The sequence below is a fragment of the Burkholderia sp. DN3021 genome, assembly GCF_049805555.1.
GTDB lineage: Bacteria > Pseudomonadota > Gammaproteobacteria > Burkholderiales > Burkholderiaceae > Burkholderia > Burkholderia pyrrocinia_C.
Map to the genome: position 1 here is coordinate 1 of NZ_JBNCAB010000124.1, position 15,138 is coordinate 15,138.

Here is a 15,138-nt window from a genome sequence, read left to right on the forward strand (position 1 = left end):
GCCGCCGGCCGTGCCGCGCGCCCGACGGCGGCGCACGGCCGCGCGGGCCGTACGCCGCCAATTCGGACAGCACGCCGGCCCGCGCACGGACGCACCGGCTGAAGAGGAGACGCATCATGCTCGCATGGATCGGCGCGATCGCCATCGTCGCGCTGTTCGGCCTGATCATCACGAAGCGGCTGTCGCCGCTCGTCGCGCTGATCGTCGTGCCGGTGGCCGCATCGCTCGCGGCCGGTTTCGGGCTGACCACCGGCAAGTTCATCGTGCACGGCGTACAGAACATCGGCCCGATCGCCGGGATGTTCGTTTTTGCGATTCTATTTTTCGGCATCCTCACCGATGCAGGGATGCTCGACCCGATCATCGCGGGCGTGCTGCGCGTGATCGGCTGCCATCCGCCGCGCATCGTGATGGGCTCGGCGCTGCTCGCGCTGCTGATCCATCTCGACGGTTCGGGCGCCGTCACGTTTCTCGTCACGCTGCCCGCGATGATGCCGCTCTATACGCGGCTCGGGATGGATCGCCGCATCCTCGCGTGCGTCACGTCGATGGCGGCCGGCGTCAACTTCCTGCCGTGGGTCGGGCCGATGCTGCGCGCGTCGGCGGCGCTGCACATTCCCGGCTCGGCGATCTTCATGCCGATGATTCCGGTGCAGATCGTCGGGCTCGCGTTCGTGTTCGGCACCGCGTACGTGCTCGGCGCGCGCGAGGCGAAACGGCTCGGGCTCGATCGCGCCGGCGCGGCGTCGCTCGCGGTCGCGCCGCGCGAGCTGACCGACGCCGAACGCGCGCTGCGCCGGCCCGGGCGCTTTCGCATCAACCTCGCGCTGACGCTCGTCGTGCTCGTCACGCTGGTGTCGGGCATCGTCGACCCGATGGTGATGTTCATGCTCGGCACGGTCGCCGCGCTCGTGATCAACTACCCGGACGTGCAGGTCCAGCGCGAGCGGATCGACGCGCATGCGAAGGCCGCGCTGATGATGGCGAGCGTGCTGCTCGCGGCCGGCGCGTTCACCGGCATCATGTCCGGCACCGGGATGCTGAAGGCGATGGCGGAAGTCGTCGTCGCGCACGTGCCGGTCGAGCATGCGCGCCACATGCCGTTCGTGCTCGGGCTGCTGTCGATGCCGCTCAGCCTGCTGTTCGACCCCGATTCGTTTTATTTCGGCGTGCTGCCGGTGCTCGCGGAAAGCGGCAAGCTGCTCGGCGTGCCGCCGATCCAGATGGCGCAGGCCGCGCTGCTCGGCCAGATGACGACGGGCTTTCCGGTGAGCCCGCTCACGCCCGCGACGTTCCTGATCGTCGGGCTGACCGGCGTCGAGCTCGCCGAACACCAGAAATTCACGATTCCGTTCCTGTTCGCCGCCACCGTGCTGATGGTCTTCGCCGCGGTCGCGGCGGGCGTGTTTCCGTTATGAGCGCCCCCAGACCTGTCGCTTCGCGCCAGGTCCCCCGACGGGACTTCCTTCGGGCGGCCCGGCGTTTTCTTGAGAACGGCGTGGCCGTTCACGTTTTCCGGGAGAGCAGTCCATGCAATTCGACCTGACCGAGGACCAGCGCGCGATCGAAAGCGCGATCGAGAAAATCTGCGCGCGCTTCGGCGACGACTACTGGCTCGAACGCGACCGCGCGGGCGGGTTTCCGGCCGATTTCCACGCGGCGCTCGCCGAGGCCGGCTGGCTCGGCATCGCGATGGACCCGGCTTACGGCGGCGCCGGGCTCGGGATGACCGAGGCCGCGCTGATGATGCGCACGATCAGCGCGTCGGGCGCGGGCCTGTCCGGCGCGTCGGCCGTCCACATGAACATCTTCGGGCTGAACCCGGTGCAGGTGTTCGGCAACGACGCGCAGAAGGCGCGCTTCCTGCCGCCGCTGATCGCCGGGCGCGATAAGGCGTGCTTCGCGGTGACGGAGCCCGACGCGGGCCTCGACACCACGCACCTGACCACGCAGGCGCGCCGCGACGGCGATCATTACGTGCTGAGCGGGCGCAAGATCTGGATCTCGACCGCACAGGTCGCGAACAAGATGCTGATCATCGCGCGCACGACGCCGCTCGACCAGGTCGCGAAGCCGACCGACGGGCTGAGCCTGTTCTATACCGACCTCGACCGCTCGCGCGTCGAGGTGCGCGAGATCGAGAAGATGGGCCGCAAGGCCGTCGATTCGAACATGCTGTTCATCGACAACCTGCGCGTGCCGCGCGACGACCTGATCGGCAGCGAAGGCGACGGCTTCCGTTATCTGCTGCACGGGCTGAATCCCGAACGGATCCTGATCGCCGCGGAGGCGATAGGGCTCGGGCAGGCCGCGCTGCGCCGCGCGACGCAGTATGCATGCGAGCGCGTCGTATTCGGCCGGCCGATCGGGCAGAACCAGTCGATCCAGCATCCGCTCGCGCTGGCGTGGATGCAGCTCGAGGCCGCGTGGCTGATGGTGATGAAGGCCGCGACGCGCTACGACGCGGGGCAGTCGTGCGGCGCGGAGGCGAACGCGGCGAAATACCTCGGCGCGGAAGCCGCGTTCCACGCGTGCCAGACGGCGATCGCGACGCACGGCGGAATGGGCTACGCGAAGGAATACCATGTCGAGCGCTACCTGCGCGAGTGTATGATTCCGAGGCTCGCGCCCGTGAGTCCGCAACTGATCCTGTGCTATATCGCGGAGAAGGTGCTCGGGCTGCCGAAGTCGTACTGACGCGCGGCGGCCCGCCCGGCGCGCGGTTTCCCGTTCCGAATCAAGCGCTCGTCATGGACGTCAAACTCGTTGCCCGCACGCTCGACCTGTTCGAGCTGTTCGCCGCCGAACGGCGGCCGCTGCCGCTGACCGAACTCGCGCGCCTGCTCAACGTGCCGGCGTCGAGCTGCCTCGCGATGGCGCGCACGCTCGTGAGCCGCGGCTACCTGTACGAAGTGCGCAAGCGCGGCGGCTACTACCCGACGCGGCGCCTGCAGACGATCGCCGCCGCGATCGACGCGACCGATCCCGTCGTCGACATCGTGCATCCGCATCTCGTCGCGCTGCGCGACGCGAGCCGCGAGACAGCCGTGCTCGGCAAGATCCAGGGTTCGTCGGTCACGTACCTCGACGTCGTCGAATCGGAGCAGGCGATCCGCTATACGCGCCAGCCGGGCGAACTGCGCCCGCTGCACGCGAACTCGATCGGCAAGGCGATCTTCGCGGAACTCGCCGGCGATGCGCAGCAGGCGCTCGGCGCGCAGTTGCCGTTCGAGCGCTTCACCGACGCGACGGTCGCGGACCTGCCGGCGCTCGTCGCGCAAACCGCGCGGTTTCGCGAACTCGGCTGGGCCGAGAACTTCGGCGAAAGCGCGCCCGAGCTGTCGGCGATCGCGGTCGCGCTGACGCTCGACGGCGACTGGTACGGGCTGTCGGTCGTCGGGCCGACCGAGCGGATCCGCCAGCATCGCGACGCGCATGCGGCGCTGCTCGTCGACGCGAAGGCGCGGCTGCTGGCCGAAAACGCGCGCGGGTAGGGTTAGCGGCACGCGAGGGCCAGTAGCGGGCCAGCGTCTGAGCTGCACCGCAAAAGTCGGGCACCGATCCAAGCTTTGGGGTGCTTTTCATGGCGAAGCATGACGAGCCGTTCCGGCATTCGCTCCTGCCGCGCCGGAAACGGCTCGCCGCGCATCATGCGCCGGCGCGTTGCGCCATCACGACTTCACCCACACGCCGCCGGCACTCGGGTTGTCGCCCTGGGTCCACCATTTCGCGCAGTATTTCGCGCCCTGGTACATCACGCACGTGCCGCCCTGGTAGGCGGTCGTGGCCGACCATACGGGCGAGCCGCCGCCGACCGGCTTCCACACGGCCGCCTGGCCGGGCACGTCGCCCTTCGTCCACCATTGCGCCTGATAGGTCGTGCCCTGGTAGGTGACCGTCGCGCCGGCCGTATAGACCTGGCCGGCCGCCCAGGGCGCGCCCGGCTGCGGCGTGCCGCCGTCCGAGCCGCCGCCGTAGTTCGGGTCCTGCGTGACGCCCGCGCCCCACTTGCCGTCGAGCTTGCGGAAAATCGCCGCGAACGCATACGGCTGCTGCGCGACGCCCGAGCAGGTCGGCGACGCATACGCGCCGTTGTTCGGGCACGGCTGGTCGCGGCCGACCGACCAGTTGCCGAAGAACCCGTAGCCGTTGTCGACCGCCGCGTTCAGCACGCTTTGCGCGTTCGCGAGCGTGAAGGTCTCGCCCTGCACGTCGTTCACGCCGATCATCGGCGTCACCCCCACCATCTGCCACAGTTGCGCGCCGGTCTTCGGCTGGCCGGCCGACTTGAACGCGGTGTCGAGCTGCGAATACAGCGCCTGCGCGGCGCTGATCGCGGCCGCGCCCATGTCGATGTTCGCGGGGCCGTAGTCCATCGTCATCAGGTTCACGGCATCGAACGTCGTCTTGTTCGCGATCGCCGCGTCGACGACGTTCACGCCGTCCTGGGTGAGCCCGGTCGGCATCGTCGGCAGCGTCAGCGTGACGTGCAGCGGCTTGCCCTTCGCCGCATAGTCGGACTGCAGTTGCGCGACGGCCTGGAAGTTGCGCGCGACCGCGGCGGTGTCCTGCTGCGACGCACCTTCGATGTCGAAGTCGATATGCGTGAGACCGTATGTGTCGATCACCGTCTGGTAGGCGGTCTTCAGCGCGGGAACCGTCGAGCAGGCCTGCATCAGCGGCGTGCCGTTCGCACCGCCGAACGACACGGCGACTTCGCCGCCTTTCGCGCGGTAGCTCGCGATCGACGTCGACAGCGCGGTGAGCAGGCCGCCGCTCGCGCCGTTGCCGATCGGCTGCACGCCGCCCCACGACGGCGCGCAGCCGCTGCCCGCGACCACGAACGCGAGCGTGAACTGCTGGATGCCTTGCCGGACGCCGATCTGGTCGACGAGCGGCGTCGGATAGAGCGTCACGTCGACGAAAGGCGCATAGACGCCGGCGCCGTGGGACGCGCTCGCGGCGGCGAGCAGACAGCCCGCGGCAAGCGCGCGCGGGATGAAACGCTGCAACACGTTGTTGTTCATTCTGTTCTCCAAGTGGAAGAGGGATACGCTGGCCCGCGTATCGCCGCCGGGCGGACGACCGGGCATGCCCGGCCGGCGGCGTGCCCATCTTGGAGGATTCGCGCCGAATAGTGAATGGTCAGGAGTTCTTTTTGTTATTTGATTTCCGATACGTAACGATCTTGCCGATTCGACACCGTTCCGTAATGCATCGGCGGACGATTTTCCCGATCGATCGTGCTGATTGCACGAAGCCCGATGCGCGTCGCTAACGTTGCTAACGTTGCGTTAGCCGATACAGGCTGCACCAGTGAGCGGGCCAGCGCGACGAAGCGTTCGACGCACACCGACGCAAACGGCTCGCTCCACGACACGATCTGCTCGACCGAATGCGCACCGGCGATCGGTACATGGATGACGCCCGGGCATGCCGACGTGCGCTGCCCCGGTTCACGCGCCGACCGCGCTCAGCGATACCAGCGCGGCGTATAGACCCACTCGCGTCCGCCGTCGATCGCGAAACGCCGTGTGGTCGACGAGCCGACGATCACCATCGTGCGCATGTCGACCTGGTCGCTGCGCAGCGCGCCGAGCGTCGTCGTCGCGAGCGTCGCGCCCGGCCGGCCGATGTCGCGCCCGAGCACGACCACCGTATCGGCCGCACGATGCGCGCGCACGACATCGAGCGCGCGGTCGAGCTGCCACGGCCGCGCACGCGAAATCGGGTTGTAGAACGCCATCACGAGATCGGCTTGCGCCGCATGCCGCAGGCGCATCTCGATCACGTCCCACGGCTTCAGGTTGTCCGACAGCGAGATCGCGCAGAAGTCGTGGCCGAGCGGCGCGCCGGCCTGTGCGGCGGTCGCGAGCGACGCCGATACGCCGGGTTCCACGCGCAGGTCGACCGCGGCCCATTGCGGATCGCGAGATTCGTCGAGCGCTTCGAGCACGGCCGCGGCCATCGCGAACACGCCGGGGTCGCCCGACGACACGACCACGACGCGCCGGCCTTCGGCCGCGAGCTCGAACGCATGGCGCGCGCGCTGCATCTCCTCGCGATTGTCGGTGCCGTGCACGCGCTGGTCCGCACGGAACGGGCCGGCCATGTTCACGTAGGTCGTGTAGCCGAGGATGTCGGTCGCCTCCGCGAGCGCGGCGCGCGCGGCCGGCGTGAGCCACGCGGCGGCGCCCGGGCCGAGGCCGAGCACCGTCAGGCGGCCGCGTGCACGGCCCAGCGTGGCGGGATCGACCGGACGCGATGCGACCGCGCACGCGAGCCCGTTCGACGCTGCGTGCAGCGTGTGCGCGACGCGCAATGCGCGGCCGAGCAGCGTGGCCGCATCGGCTTGCGCGTCACCGTCGACATCGACGAAGCGCAGCGGCACGCCGAGCGTTTGCGCCGCTTCCTCCAGCATGGTTTCGCCGATTGCCGACGCCGGCGCGACGATGGCCGCGAGCGCCAGCCGCGCGAGGCCTTGTGCGTCGAGCGCGGCTTCGATGCGCGCGGCGAGCGCTTCGTCCGCGTGCACGGTTTGCGCATCGACGCCGACCACCACGCTGCGCGGATGGATCACGAGTTCGTCGCGCGTGCCGCGCCATGCATCGGGCGTCACGCGGATCGCATGCGCGGCTGCGTCGTCGCGCGGCAGCGCGACATCGTCGAGCCACGGCGCCGCGCCGTCGATGCGCGTCGACGCGCCCGCGAGCAGGTCGGACACGAAGCGCTTGCCCTGCGCGAGATCGGCGAGCGCATAGCCTTCGGGCGGATTGAGCACGCACGCGCCGAAGCGCAGTTCGCCGCTCGTCGTGATCGCCGGCGCGACGCCGAGCCAATCGGCGATTTCGCGCGCGATCGCGTTGACGCCCGTCAGCCCGCCGAGCAGCGGCACGACGGCCGAGCCGTCCTCCGCGACCGCGAGCACCGGCGGCTCGACGCCCTTGTCGGCCAGCGCGGGCGCGACGCAGCGAATCACGATGCCGGCGGCGCACAGCGCGACGATCGGCAAGCCTCGCGCATAGAGTTCGCGCAGGTGCGCGCCGAGTTCGTCGAACGGCTCGTCGGCATCGACGCGCGACGCGAGCCCGTGCACGCGGGCGCCCGGGTAGCGCGCCTGGATGCGCCGTGCGGTGTCGAGCGCACCCGCGCCGAGAATCACGATCGCGGGCGGAGTCGTCATCCTTGCCATTTTTCCCCCGGCACGACGAGCAGCGAGAAATACGGCGACGCCATCGGGTCGACTTCGTCGAGCGGCACGATGCGCTGGCTCGCCATCGTCGCGCGCTCGACATACAACGCGCGCTTCGCGAGCCCGAGTTCGTCGAGCACGCGCCGCACCTTGTCGAAATTGCGGCCGAGCTTCATCACGACGGCCGCGTCGGCCTGCGCGAGCCGCGCGCGCAGCTCGTGCTCGGGCAGCACGCCCGACAGCACCGACAGGCTCTGGTTGCGATAGACGAGCGGCTGGCCGAGCACGGCCGTGCCGCCGAGCATCGCGCACACGCCCGGGATGACCTCGGTGTCGTAGCGCGGTGCGAGGCGGTCGTGCAGGTACATGTACGAGCCGTAGAAGAACGGATCGCCTTCGCAGATCACCGCGACGTCGCGGCCCGCGTCGAGGTTCGCCGCGACGATTTCGGCGGCCGTATCGTAGAAGTCGGCGATCACCGTCTCGTAGCAGAGCGGCGGCGGCAATGCCTCGGTCGTCACCGGATAGACGAGCGGCAGCTGCGTCTGCGTGTCGAGCAGGTGCGCTTCGACGATGCCGTAAGCATTGCCTTTCTTGCCCTTCGCGACGAAATACGCGACCACGGGCGCGGCCTGCAGCACGCGCAGCGCCTTGATCGTCATCAGTTCGGGGTCGCCGGGGCCGACGCCGACCCCGAACAGGCGTCCGCGCGCGGTCGTCATTCGACCTCCGTCGCGAGCGCGTTGACTGCGGCGGCGGCCATCGCGCTGCCGCCGCGCCGGCCGAGCAGCGCGACGTACGGCACGCCGCGGCTGTCGGCGTCGAGCATCGCCTTCGATTCGGCCGCGCCGATGAAGCCGACCGGGAATCCGAGGATCAGCGCGGGGCGCGGCGCGCCGGCGTCGATCATGTCGAGCAGGTGGAACAGCGCGGTCGGCGCGTTGCCGATCACGACGACGCTGCCGGCGAGATGCGGGCGCCACAGTTCGAGCGCGGCGGCCGAGCGCGTGTTGCCGAGATGGCGCGCGAGGTCGGGCACCTCCGGCTCGCCGAGCGTGCAGATCACGGGATTGCCGGCCGGCAGCCGCGCGCGCGTGATGCCTTCGGCAACCATCTTCGCATCGCACAGGATCGGCGCGCCGGCCGCGAGCGCCGTACGGCCCGCGGTGCCGGCGCCGGCCGAGAAGCGCAGGTCGTAGACGACATCGACCATCCCGCACGCGTGGATCACGCGCACCGCGAGTTTCTCGAGATCGGGCGGAACCTGCGACAGGTCGGCCTCGGCGCGGATCGTCGCGAACGACTGGCGGTAGATTTCCTGCCCGTCGCGAATGTAGTCAAGCATCGGTGGTGGTGTCCTGGCTATGCCGTGCGCCCGTCAGTCGGGCCGCGGCCTGGTCAATCGTCAGATGGCGCGCGAGCGGGGCGCCGAGGCCCGCGGCGGCGTCGCACCGGTAAAGGTCGTAGTGCGCGGGCGCCACCGCGACCAGCGTGTGCGCAGCGGGATGCGGCAGCGCGCAGTGGCGCTCGCAGCCGGTCAGGTGCACGTCGACCGGATGGCCGATGCGTGCGGCGAGCGCGAGCGCGTCGCGTTTCGTGTCGGCGTGTGCTTTCGCGCAGCCCGCGCTGCCGGTGCACGCGACGAGCGTCGCAAGCGGGTCGGACGATGCGCAGACGAGGCCGAGCGCCGCGAGCGCATCGAGCGTGGCCGGTGCGCGTGCGTGCGACACGCCGTGGATGAACACGCCTTGCCACGGCGTCATCGACAGCGTGCCGTCGCCGTCGGCTTCGGCCAGTGCGGCGAGCCGTTCCAACTGCGTCGCGTCGAGCCGCCCGAGCACGAATTGCGCGCCGACGCTGCAGCGCGCCGCGTCGAGCGACAAACGCGCGCCGAAACGCAGTGCGGCATCTGAACGCGTGCGCCGCCAGCCGGCGAGCGCGGGATTGGCCGCGAGCGGGAAGGGCAGGTAGTGCTGCGCGCGTTCGAGCAACGCGCGTTCGCCGCACGTCGCGAGCAGTGCACGCATCCGCGTGACGTCGGCCGACGCGAGATCGAGGAACGCGAGCAGCAGCGCGCGGACGAGCGCGACGCTCTGGTCGGGCGACACATCGACCGAAGCAGGCGTGTCATCGAATGCGACCGGCGGGCAGCCGGCCAGCCCGGCCGCGATGCGCACCACGCCGTCGTCGCGGCGCCATGCGGCGAGCCAGATGTCGTGCGGATGATCGAGCGCCGCGACCGATTCGCCGCCGTCGAGCTGGATCGCGAATTTCGGCGACAGCTCGCCGCGGCGCGGCTCGCTTGCCAGCATGTCGAGCAGCGGAACGGCGAGCGCGCGGCTGTCGACGAGCGCGGCGGGGTCGTGTCCGGCGAGCGGGCTGAGCATGACATTGCGGACGTCGTCGCTCGCGGCGAGTGCGGCCGTATCGGCGGTTGCGTCCGCGGTCGATTTTGCGGCGACATCGGCGCGCGGGCCGAGCCCCGCGTCGAGCAACGCGCGCGTCAGCGCGTCGGCCGCGCCGTCGCGAATGCCGCGTAGCTGGAGATTCGCACGATTGGTCGCGTCGATCGCGCCGGAGCCGTATGCGCGCGCGGCGGCGGCGATCGCACGCGCCTGGCGCGCGTCGAGCCGGCCGCCCGGCAGCTTGATCCGGCACAGCCCGCCATCGGCGGCCGCGACGACGCGCACGAGCCCCGGGCAGGCCGACGGGTGCACGACGGGCGACGCAGGAATCGAATCGGGGGCGGAACTCAACGGGGTATCGGGACAGTGTCGCGCCGCGGGCCAACGCATCGGTACACCCCGCCCGACGCCGACTGGCACGCACGCACTTTCTGGCCGGCAGGTCTCCTGGCTGACAGGTCGGCGCCGGCTCCCGGCCTTCCCGGTCGAACCAGTGGCGTGAGGGGGGAGATCGGCTCGCTGTCTACAGTTGCGGGGGCAGCCACAGCGGCGCGCGGCGCGCCCTGTGTTCCCTCTTCGGCCCCGAAGGGCACCGGCGAACGAACGGCCGTAGGATACCCGATTTCGACCGCGGTTCGCGACCGGAAAGCCGTTCTCGGCGGACGAAGCGGGGGTTGGCCCGACGCCGGCGGGCCGGCAGGTGAAACGCGGGATGGAACACGGTACCATGCCGTCTTTCGCGATGCGGACGGCTGCGCCGGCCCTTTTTCGGCCGCGCAGCGACACGATGGAATCGAACGATGGGGAAGGGTGCATGACGGCGTGGCTGACGGTAGTGGGCATCGGCGACGACGGTTACGCGGGGCTCGGACGCAGCGCGCGGCGCGCGCTGCTCGACGCGACGCTCGTCGTCGGCGCGCAGCGGCATCTCGACATGCTGCCCGCACGGCTGCCGGCCGCGCGCGAAACGTGGCCGTCGCCGTTCGACGTCGCGGGCGTGCTCGCGCGTCGCCCGTCGCCCGTCTGCGTGCTCGCGAGCGGCGACCCGATGCTGTTCGGCGTCGGCGCCACGCTCGCGCGCGAGCTTTCCCCCGACGAATGGCGCGTGCTGCCCGCGCCGTCGTCGCTGTCGCTCGCGGCCGCGCGCCTCGGCTGGGCGCTGCAGGATATCGGCGCGGTATCGCTCGTCGGGCGTCCGCTCGCGACGCTCGCGCGCCACCTGCTGCCGGGCCGGCGCCTGTTCGTGCTGAGCGCCGACGGCCGCACGCCGGCCGCCGTCGCGGCCGAACTCGCCGCACGCGGCTTCGGGCCGACGCGCCTCAGCGTGTTCGAACATCTGGGCGGCCCGCTCGAGCGGCGTGTCGACGGCCTCGCGCAGGACTGGAACGTCGACGAAACGGCCGCGCTCAATCTCGTCGCGCTCGACTGCCAGGCCGGCCCCGACGCGCCGCGCCGCGCGCTCACGCCCGGCCTGCCCGACGATGCGTACCGCCACGACGGCCAGCTCACCAAGCGCGACCTGCGCGCGGTGACGCTCGGGCGCCTCGCGCCCGCGCCCGGCGAGCTGCTGTGGGACGTCGGCGCCGGCAGCGGCTCGATCGGCATCGAATGGATGCGTGCGCATCCGTCATGCCAGGCGATTGCGATCGAAGCGCATGCGGAGCGGCAGCGCTACATCGAGCACAACCGCGACGCGCTTGGCGTGCCGGGCCTGCAACTCATCGCGGGGCGCGCACCCGACGCGCTCGCCGGGCTCGCCGCGCCGGATGCGATCTTCATCGGCGGCGGTGCGACGGCGCCCGGCGTGCTCGACGCGTGCTGGTCGTCGCTGAAACCCGGCGGCCGGCTGGTCGCGAACGCGGTCACGCTGCAGGGCGAGATGGCGCTCGCCGCATGGCGCGATGTGCACGGCGGCACGCTCACGCGGGTGTCGCTCGCGCATGCGGAGCCGCTCGGCCGCTTCGATACCTGGCGGCAGCCGTTGCCGGTCACGCTGTACGACGTGCGCAAGCCCGACGCGGCCGGACCAACGAACCCGATGGACGCGTGATGCGCGACGAAACCCCCGAACAGCACGCACCGCTGCGCTTCGGCTATACGACCGGCAGCTGCGCGACCGCGACGTCGCTCGCGGCCGCGCGCCTGCTGCTCGCGGGCCACGCGGACGATGCGGTCGAGATCGTGCTGCCGAAGGGGCAGCGCGTGATGATGCGGCTCGAGTTCTGCCGGATCACGGCCGACGGCGCCGAAGCCGGCACGATCAAGGATGCCGGCGACGATCCGGACGTCACGCACGGCGCGCTGATCTTCGCGCGCGTCGCGCTCGCGGCGGCGCCCGGCGTGCGTTTTCACGCGGGGCCGGGCGTCGGCACGGTCACGCGTGCGGGGCTGACGCTGCCGGTCGGCGAACCGGCGATCAACCCGGTGCCGCGCCAGATGATGACGACGCACCTCGACGCGCTGGCGGTCGAGCACGGCTACACGGGCGGCTTCGACGTGACGATCGGCGTCGAAGGCGGCGAAGCGCTCGCGCTGAAGACGATGAACCCGCGCCTCGGCATCGTCGGCGGGCTGTCGATCCTCGGCACGACCGGCATCGTGCGGCCGTTCTCGTGCTCGGCCTATATCGCGTCGATCCACCAGGGCATCGACGTCGCGCGCGCGAACGGCATCCAGCATATCGCCGCGTGCACGGGCAATACGAGCGAGGACGCGATGCGCGCGCACTACCACCTGCCCGACATGGCGCTGGTCGAGATGGGCGATTTCGCGGGCGCGGTGCTCAAGCATCTGCGGCGCGCGCCGGTCGCGCGGCTGTCGATGTGCGGCGGCTTCGGCAAGCTCAGCAAGCTCGCGGCCGGCCACCTCGACCTGCACAGCCGCCATTCGAGCATCGACCTGCCGCTGCTCGCGCAGTGGGCGGCCGAGGCCGGTGCGAGCGATGCGCTGCAGGCCGCGATGCGCGCCGCGAACACGAGCCAGGAGGCGCTGAAGCTCGCGCTGGCCGCGGGCGTGCCGCTCGGCGATCTCGTCTGCGCGCAGGCGCTGCGCGTCGCGCGCGATATCGTGCCGCCTTCGGTGGCCGTCGAGATGTTCGCGATCGACCGGCAAGGCCGCTTCGTCGGGCAGGCGCGATGAGCGCGCGCATCCTGCTGCTCGGCGGCACCGGCGATGCGCTGAAAATCGCGCGCGCGCTCGGCCCGCATCACGTGTATAGCCTGGCCGGCCTCGGCAAGGTGCCCGACGACCTGCGCTGCGACGTGCGCGTCGGCGGTTTCGGCGGCGCCGCCGGATTGGCCGCGTATCTGCGCAGCGCCGGCATCGGCCTCGTGATCGACGCGACACATCCGTATGCCGCGCAAATCAGCGCGAATGCCGCTGCCGCGACGCGCGACGCGGGCGTGCCGCTGTGGGCGCTGCGCCGCGCGCCATGGGTGCCGCAACCCGGCGACGACTGGCGGATGGTCGACGACTGGGCCGGCATCGAGGCCGCGCTCGCGCCGTTCAAGCGGCCGCTGTTCACGCTCGGCCGCGAGCCGCTCGCGCATCTCGACGCGATTCCGCCGCACCAGTTCTGGCTCGTGCGCTGCCTCGACGCGCATCCCGGCAACGCGCACGCGCAGATCGTTGCCGCGCGCGGGCCGTTCACGCTCGACGGCGAGCGCGCGCTGTTCGCGCTGATGGGGATCGACGTCGTCGTCAGCAAGAACAGCGGCGGTGCGGCCACCGAGGCCAAGCTCGACGTCGCGCGCGAACGCAGGCTGCCGGTCGTGATGCTGCGGCGGCCGCCGTTGCCCGACGCCGACCGCACGTTCGACTCGGCCGCCGCGCTGGTCGACGCACTCGATCCGGCCGCGCGCGCGTGACGCCGCGCGGCCGATCGTCCAACGAATTGACGGAGATTTTTCGATGACGGTGTATTTCATCGGCGCGGGCCCCGGCGACCCGGAGCTGATCACGGTGAAGGGCCAACGCCTCGTGCGCACCTGCCCGGTGATCCTGTATGCGGGCTCGCTGGTGCCGGCGGCCGTGCTCGACGGCCATCGCGCGGAGCAGGTCGTCAATACGGCCGAACTCGACCTCGACGCGATCGTCGCGCTGCTCGCCGCCGCGCATGCGAAAGGGCAGGACGTCGCGCGCGTGCATTCGGGCGATCCGTCGCTGTACGGTGCGATCGGCGAGCAGATCCGCCGGCTGAAGGCGCTCGGGATTCCGTACGAAATCGTGCCGGGCGTGACGGCCACGGCCGCGTGCGCGGCGACGCTCGGCGTCGAGCTGACGCTGCCCGGCGTTGCGCAGACGGTGATCCTCACGCGCTTCGCGGGCAAGACGACGATGCCGGAAGGCGAAGCGCTCGGCGCACTCGCCGCGCACCGCGCGACGCTCGCGATCCATCTCGGCGTGCGCCATCTCGCGCGCATCGTCGACGAAGTGCTGCCGCATTACGGCGCCGATTGCCCGGTCGCGGTGATCTATCGCGCGAGCTGGCCCGACGAGGAACGCGTGACCGGCATGCTCGCCGACATCGTCGGCAAGGTGCAGGGCACGCAGATCGAGCGCACCGCGCTGATCCTGATCGGGCGCGTGCTCGACGCCGAAGGGTTCGCGGATTCGACGTTGTACGCGAGCGCGGGCTGATCACGCTTGTGCCGGCCGGAGTGCGGCGCGACGTTCGCGCAGGTGCGCGTCGCACGCGGATCGGCGATCGCGGACATCACGCGCACGATGACGGTCGAACCGCGTTCGCAACCCATGCCTCATGCCGATCTGCGAACAACTGATCGGCGCGCTGGCCGACGACGTGCAGCCCGCGATCCGAGTGTGCCGGCTATGCGACGAAGACGCGTGCGAGTTGCGGCGATGCGTGCCTATCGACGGTTGCCGTCGGAGCGGGAAACGAGCGGCTGACGTACGGCCGACCGCCTAAGCACTCGCAACACGCCGCGCGAGCCGCGGCGCAAAACCCGCCGCCAGCGCGAACAGCACGACGCACAGGCACGCCATCGCCACCCACGCGGGCGCCAGGTCCGCGAGATGCTGGCGCACGACGCCGGCCGCGAACGGGAACAACCCGGCGATCAGGTAGCCGACACCCTGCACGAACCCCGTCAGCGCTGCGGCGTCCGCCGGCGTCGCCGCATGGTCGACCGTGACGATCAGCGACAGCGGGAACAGCGCGCCGATCCCCGCGCCGAGCAGCAGCGCGGCCGGCAAGGCGAGCGCTTCGGGCGCGGCCAGCATCGCCAGCAACCCGACGAACAGCGACGCGATCGCCGCATGCAGCACGGGCCGGCGATCGGGCAGGCGGTCGATCGTCGCCGAGATCGTCAGCCCCGCGACGACTTCCGCGAGCGTCACGCCGCCGAGCAGGCTGCCGGCCGCCGTCGGCGACCAGCCGAGCCGCATGTAGTACGGCGGCAGCCACGCGAGCACCAGCGTGTACGCGCCCGTCGCGATCCCGAAGAACAGCGCGAGCCGCCATGCGCGCGGCGAACGCGACGGCTGCGCGGTCGATGCCGAAGCCGGCCCGGCGGCGAGCGC

General features: G+C 71.1%; 14 protein-coding genes and 1 riboswitch. Of the genes, 7 read left to right on the forward strand and 7 right to left on the reverse strand.

Annotated features, from left to right (window positions below):
• The first annotated feature begins 116 nt into the window (after nt 1-116).
• From ACPUER_RS33865 to ACPUER_RS33875, 3 genes are all read left to right on the forward strand, one after another.
• A complete protein-coding gene (locus ACPUER_RS33865; protein WP_425133215.1) occupies nt 117-1,418 on the forward strand; it encodes a CitMHS family transporter in 1,302 nt (433 codons plus the stop codon).
• A gap of 112 nt (nt 1,419-1,530) precedes the next feature.
• On the forward strand, nt 1,531-2,697 hold the full coding sequence (locus ACPUER_RS33870; protein ID WP_425133216.1) for an acyl-CoA dehydrogenase family protein: 1,167 nt from the start codon (nt 1,531-1,533) through the stop codon (nt 2,695-2,697).
• A gap of 53 nt (nt 2,698-2,750) precedes the next feature.
• A complete protein-coding gene (locus ACPUER_RS33875; protein ID WP_310142552.1) occupies nt 2,751-3,494 on the forward strand; it encodes an IclR family transcriptional regulator in 744 nt (247 codons plus the stop codon).
• 177 nt (nt 3,495-3,671) lie between these two features.
• Here ACPUER_RS33875 and ACPUER_RS33880 read toward each other — a convergent pair whose 3' ends face one another.
• The 6 genes from ACPUER_RS33880 to cobG form a co-directional block, all read right to left on the reverse strand.
• Nucleotides 3,672-5,027, reverse strand: a complete 1,356-nt coding sequence (locus tag ACPUER_RS33880) for a chitinase (RefSeq protein ID WP_425133217.1) — start codon at nt 5,025-5,027, stop codon at nt 3,672-3,674.
• Nucleotides 5,028-5,161: 134 nt separating this feature from the next.
• Complete coding sequence (locus ACPUER_RS33885) at nt 5,162-5,380, reverse strand: hypothetical protein (protein ID WP_425133218.1); 219 nt, start codon at nt 5,378-5,380, stop codon at nt 5,162-5,164.
• 93 nt (nt 5,381-5,473) lie between these two features.
• On the reverse strand, nt 5,474-7,183 hold the full coding sequence (gene cobJ, locus ACPUER_RS33890; RefSeq protein ID WP_175961430.1) for a precorrin-3B C(17)-methyltransferase: 1,710 nt from the start codon (nt 7,181-7,183) through the stop codon (nt 5,474-5,476).
• Nucleotides 7,180-7,914, reverse strand: a complete 735-nt coding sequence (locus tag ACPUER_RS33895; RefSeq protein WP_425133219.1) for a precorrin-2 C(20)-methyltransferase — start codon at nt 7,912-7,914, stop codon at nt 7,180-7,182. The genes cobJ and ACPUER_RS33895 overlap by 4 nt, the downstream gene beginning before the upstream one ends.
• Nucleotides 7,911-8,537 carry a precorrin-8X methylmutase gene (locus ACPUER_RS33900; protein ID WP_096470918.1) on the reverse strand — a complete coding sequence of 209 codons (627 nt, stop codon included), beginning with the start codon at nt 8,535-8,537 and terminating at the stop codon, nt 7,911-7,913. The genes ACPUER_RS33895 and ACPUER_RS33900 overlap by 4 nt, the downstream gene beginning before the upstream one ends.
• Nucleotides 8,530-9,909, reverse strand: a complete 1,380-nt coding sequence (gene cobG / locus ACPUER_RS33905) for a precorrin-3B synthase (RefSeq protein WP_425133223.1) — start codon at nt 9,907-9,909, stop codon at nt 8,530-8,532. The genes ACPUER_RS33900 and cobG overlap by 8 nt, the downstream gene beginning before the upstream one ends.
• Before the next feature lie 108 nt (nt 9,910-10,017).
• Nucleotides 10,018-10,209, reverse strand: a riboswitch (cobalamin riboswitch).
• A gap of 202 nt (nt 10,210-10,411) precedes the next feature.
• Here cobG and cbiE point away from each other — a divergent pair.
• The 4 genes from cbiE to cobM are packed head-to-tail and all read left to right on the forward strand — an operon-like array spanning nt 10,412 to nt 14,235.
• Nucleotides 10,412-11,647, forward strand: a complete 1,236-nt coding sequence (gene cbiE / locus ACPUER_RS33910) for a precorrin-6y C5,15-methyltransferase (decarboxylating) subunit CbiE (RefSeq protein WP_425133224.1) — start codon at nt 10,412-10,414, stop codon at nt 11,645-11,647.
• Nucleotides 11,647-12,735 carry a cobalt-precorrin-5B (C(1))-methyltransferase gene (locus ACPUER_RS33915; RefSeq protein WP_425133220.1) on the forward strand — a complete coding sequence of 363 codons (1,089 nt, stop codon included), beginning with the start codon at nt 11,647-11,649 and terminating at the stop codon, nt 12,733-12,735. Before cbiE ends, ACPUER_RS33915 begins: the two co-directional genes overlap by 1 nt.
• Nucleotides 12,732-13,463 carry a cobalt-precorrin-6A reductase gene (locus ACPUER_RS33920; protein WP_175961428.1) on the forward strand — a complete coding sequence of 244 codons (732 nt, stop codon included), beginning with the start codon at nt 12,732-12,734 and terminating at the stop codon, nt 13,461-13,463. Before ACPUER_RS33915 ends, ACPUER_RS33920 begins: the two co-directional genes overlap by 4 nt.
• Before the next feature lie 43 nt (nt 13,464-13,506).
• Nucleotides 13,507-14,235 carry a precorrin-4 C(11)-methyltransferase gene (cobM, locus tag ACPUER_RS33925; protein WP_425133221.1) on the forward strand — a complete coding sequence of 243 codons (729 nt, stop codon included), beginning with the start codon at nt 13,507-13,509 and terminating at the stop codon, nt 14,233-14,235.
• 285 nt (nt 14,236-14,520) lie between these two features.
• Here cobM and ACPUER_RS33930 read toward each other — a convergent pair.
• Nucleotides 14,521-15,138, reverse strand: a 618-nt coding sequence (locus ACPUER_RS33930; RefSeq protein WP_425133222.1) for an MFS transporter, incomplete at its 5' end; no start/stop codon positions are given.

Bases quoted from the DNA above. Each gene is read 5' to 3' on its own strand.
- ACPUER_RS33865 (WP_425133215.1), top strand. From the start codon at position 117: ATGCTCGCATGGATCGGCGCGATCGCCATCGTCGCGCTGTTCGGCCTG.
- ACPUER_RS33870 (WP_425133216.1), top strand. From the start codon at position 1,531: ATGCAATTCGACCTGACCGAGGACCAGCGCGCGATCGAAAGCGCGATC.
- ACPUER_RS33875 (WP_310142552.1), top strand. From the start codon at position 2,751: ATGGACGTCAAACTCGTTGCCCGCACGCTCGACCTGTTCGAGCTGTTC.
- ACPUER_RS33880 (WP_425133217.1), bottom strand. From the start codon at position 5,027: ATGAACAACAACGTGTTGCAGCGTTTCATCCCGCGCGCGCTTGCCGCG.
- cobJ (WP_175961430.1), bottom strand. From the start codon at position 7,183: ATGACGACTCCGCCCGCGATCGTGATTCTCGGCGCGGGTGCGCTCGAC.
- ACPUER_RS33895 (WP_425133219.1), bottom strand. From the start codon at position 7,914: ATGACGACCGCGCGCGGACGCCTGTTCGGGGTCGGCGTCGGCCCCGGC.
- ACPUER_RS33900 (WP_096470918.1), bottom strand. From the start codon at position 8,537: ATGCTTGACTACATTCGCGACGGGCAGGAAATCTACCGCCAGTCGTTC.
- cbiE (WP_425133224.1), top strand. From the start codon at position 10,412: ATGACGGCGTGGCTGACGGTAGTGGGCATCGGCGACGACGGTTACGCG.
- ACPUER_RS33915 (WP_425133220.1), top strand. From the start codon at position 11,647: ATGCGCGACGAAACCCCCGAACAGCACGCACCGCTGCGCTTCGGCTAT.
- ACPUER_RS33920 (WP_175961428.1), top strand. From the start codon at position 12,732: ATGAGCGCGCGCATCCTGCTGCTCGGCGGCACCGGCGATGCGCTGAAA.
- cobM (WP_425133221.1), top strand. From the start codon at position 13,507: ATGACGGTGTATTTCATCGGCGCGGGCCCCGGCGACCCGGAGCTGATC.